2 protein-coding genes and 2 pseudogenes are annotated in these 3,355 nt (G+C 58.5%); 2 read left to right on the plus strand and 2 right to left on the minus strand.

Annotated features, from left to right (window positions below; all coding sequences use genetic code 11):
- Together AC5XE7_RS20705 and AC5XE7_RS20710 are read left to right on the plus strand one after the other, a co-directional pair.
- Positions 1 to 118: pseudogene (locus AC5XE7_RS20705) on the plus strand (IS5/IS1182 family transposase); the annotation flags it as partial.
- 237 nt (positions 119 to 355) lie between these two features.
- Positions 356 to 544: a hypothetical protein gene (locus tag AC5XE7_RS20710; RefSeq protein ID WP_495367422.1), complete on the plus strand. Its 189-nt coding sequence runs from the start codon at positions 356 to 358 to the stop codon at positions 542 to 544.
- A 61-nt stretch (positions 545 to 605) separates the two neighbouring features.
- On the opposite strand, the gene AC5XE7_RS20715 is transcribed toward AC5XE7_RS20710, so the two are convergent.
- Entirely contained in the window at positions 606 to 2,006 is a 1,401-nt protein-coding gene (locus AC5XE7_RS20715) for a PepSY-associated TM helix domain-containing protein (protein ID WP_495367421.1), read from the minus strand.
- A 1,231-nt stretch (positions 2,007 to 3,237) separates the two neighbouring features.
- Positions 3,238 to 3,355, minus strand: a pseudogene (locus AC5XE7_RS20720) (IS5/IS1182 family transposase); the annotation flags it as partial.

Raw genomic sequence — 3,355 nt, forward strand, 5'->3', positions numbered from 1 at the left:
CGAGAACCTGTTCGCCAAGCTCAAGGACTGGCGCCGCATCGCCACACGCTACGACCGATGCGCTCACACCTTCTTCTCAGCGATATGCATCGCCGCAGCCGTCATCTTCTGGATCTGACCAATGAGTCCTGAGCCTAGGCTCGTGTTGCCGCTCATCACCTTAGGGAGGGTTTGCGTTCAACCCATATCTTCGTCCGAGACAGGATTTAACTGGCTGGGATTTAAACGCGTCCCCGATGGCCCTCTGATTTGCGAGGCTACCATGGCTGGATGGATCGGTCTGGTCCCATGGATGCTGGGGCTCATCGTTCTTATAGTCACGATCACATAACCCACCCCCACGGGATGCGAACTGATGAAACAGGTGGACCTTATGCGGGAACTTGTCGCCAAGCATGGCCGCAAACCGGACGTAGTTTGCCCGATCTATGCCCAAAGTGAGCGCGATGGCATCGTCCAGCGCCGAAGCAACAAGCACGGAATTGACCCGGAACATTACGCCGTCCGGCTCTATCGTGACGGGGAGCGCAAGGGCTGGCTTTGATACAGACCGCCCTGCAAACGCGCTGGGGCCGTTCAAAGCTAACTGCCCCAGCGCATCCGCTTTAGACCTCGATTGTGCGTCCTGACACTTCCTTTAGCCTTTTAGGCAGAAGGAAATCGACCAATGCGAACAGAGCCACCGCGATCCCGGTCAGCGGGAAAGCAATGCAAACCGCTAGGCCGATCAGAAGCACTGCTTTGGGCGAGCGGTAGCCCTTTGGGTAAAGGGGCGCGCCGAAGCGCTTTGATGGCCGGCGCTTCCACCACATGACGAAGCCAGAAGCGCACATAAACAGGACCGAAAGGCAAAACGCGAGATTGAGGGCGATGTTGAGTGGGCCGAGGTTGCCCTGATGGAGAGCGATACCTACCGCCATTGCCTTGCCTGCAAGTGAGTAGTCCGCAAACGATACTTCGGCCAGCACGTTGCCGGTGAAACGGTCCACGTGCACCGTCCGATCCCCCGTGGCGCTTGTCGTATCTCCATCCATACTATCGGCGGAAATTGTGTAGACGCCCTCTTCGGACTGAGGGACGTTGATGCGGAATTGCTCGCTGAAGCCTAACTGACGCGCCAATGCGGTGACGCTGTCAAGATCGACGGGTGCCGCTGCCGAATGCGAGTGATGGTCGGCGTGCGAGCCGGAAACGGGCATAGCCGTCTGCTCCAAAGCCCAAGGCACCTCCTTAACGGCACCGTGGTTCATTGCCGCGTGGGTGTCGTCTGAAAGGGGGACGTTATCCCATTTCTCTGCCGGAAAAGTACTCCACGCCTGTACTATCTTGGTTCCCCAAACGCCCGTCCATGCCAGCCCGGACAGCAGGAAAAACAGCAGAACGACACCTATGTAGAGTCCAAGGGATGCATGTAACCCTTTCCACAGGGCGCGTCCGCGTTGCGCGAGATTGGGAACAAGGGAGCGCGCAAAATCGCGTCCGTTCCGGGGCCACCACATGTACATGCCTGAAAGGAGGAGGACGATCCCAAGCCCGGCCACGGTCTCCTGAATGCGGTCCCCGACGTCCCCCAGAAGGAGTGTTCCGTGTATGTTGTTCGCGAAATAGAACCACGTCTTATCTTTGACGACGGTATCGAGGACTTTTAGTCCATGTGGGTCTACGCTGACGACAATATCCTCCCCATTGGCATTTATGATGAAGACGCTAGCCCGTTCCGGGGATGCGGGACGCACCGCGAGTTTAAGCTTGCCGTCAGGCACGGAAGCGACGGCAACCGTCGCCTGATCTTCGATAGAGGCCCGCTCCCCGCCAGCGGCAACGTAGTGCTTCGCACCGAGGAAGGTCTCCACGGAATTTCCGTAGAGCATGATTATCCCCGTCAGCGCGAGGATCGCGAGAAACGGGGCTACGATGATCCCGGCATAGAAATGCCAGCGCCAAACGGCGCGGTATAGACGCGCACTAACAGCGGCGTCGGAGGAGTTGATAGCTTGTTTTGACATTGGTGCTCCCTAAGCACGACAACCATTCGGGCAGTGCCCGATTGAGAGCACCACCAGCTAAAAAGAATGGATCAAATGCCAGAAGGGGGAGCGCGCGGGCCGTTCTGCCGGCACAGCGGTCGGGCTTGTGGTGGAACGGGAATTGGCCAATTGGCCGCGAAGTGTTCCGGGACCTCGATTAGATAAGATAGAGCGTCATCTGACGGGCCCGCGTGGAAAATCGGCGCTGACGCGCAGGCCATGGTGCAACAGGTGGGAGCGCTGCCTTGCCCTTGCGCTGGGTCACCATGTTCGCCCGAAGTGATGCACAGCGGATTGCCGAACTGGTCCAGCATTGGCTGCACAGGCATGCCATGCGCTTGACACGCTAAGCCGAACGATTGGACGAGAAGCAGCAACGCCGCGATTGCAGCGATGGCGTTGCCTTTTATGTCCTTCGTTCGCAGCACAGCAAAAACCTCTCGACGCCGGTAACATCTTACTTCGTTGCGCGAAAGGACGGCGCGGTGCGGCACTTCAGCCCCAGCCGGCCAGTGAAAACACCATATAAGTCTCAAAGCCCGCCAGCACCCGCCTGTGAGTCATGGAAAGGCCCTTCAGGTTGAAAGCCACGGCAAAGCCACCCTACCTGCCCAAAGCCGGCAACCTCATGGCCTGTAAGGCGTTGCGCCGATTGTCGATTTTCGAACCCGACTCGGCTTTCGACTCGAAGCCCCGATTGTCGGGGAGTCTAATAGGTCAGCATTGCTGTCCTATATCCGTCTGTCGGTTAACGAGTCAGGTCGAACTTGAAATAAATGCTTTGTAGCTGGGGAAACGAAGCGCCCTGCGCCCCCGCATTGCGCTTGAAGGCCGGAGGGGGACCCGCTGTCATTACAATTTTAGCGAGCCCGTTAACCTTGCCGAAGACGTTATGCGTTCGCGGAGCCGTCGCGGACTGGTCAACGCGGAAGCCCTTCCGCGCATGCCATGCCTTCGCGCGCTAAGGATTGCACATTGCCCGGCATGCGCATGCGTTCTCATGGCCATAAACCATGGGAACACGGCATAGGGGTGGGTATGCGCATGGGGTGCAGTGTGTCTTCCTCGCTCGGGTAGGGCTAAGGGGGTGGCCTGTGATCTATCGGGCCCGATCTGCTTAGCCTAGCGGGGCGGCACGGTTCCTCGGTCTGGGTGTATGGTCAGGGGTGATATGGGCTGGGGGTAATGGCCTAGGCTCAGGACTCATTGGTCAGATCCAGAAGATGACGGCTGCGGCGATGCATATCGCTGAGAAGAAGGTGTGAGCGCATCGGTCGTAGCGTGTGGCGATGCGGCGCCAGTCCTTGAGCTTGGCGAACAGGTTCTCG

This window comes from Aquamicrobium sp. YD-1-mutant5, from assembly GCF_059509755.1.

Bases quoted from the DNA above. Each gene is read 5' to 3' on its own strand.
- AC5XE7_RS20710 (WP_495367422.1), top strand. From the start codon at position 356: ATGAAACAGGTGGACCTTATGCGGGAACTTGTCGCCAAGCATGGCCGC.
- AC5XE7_RS20715 (WP_495367421.1), bottom strand. From the start codon at position 2,006: ATGTCAAAACAAGCTATCAACTCCTCCGACGCCGCTGTTAGTGCGCGT.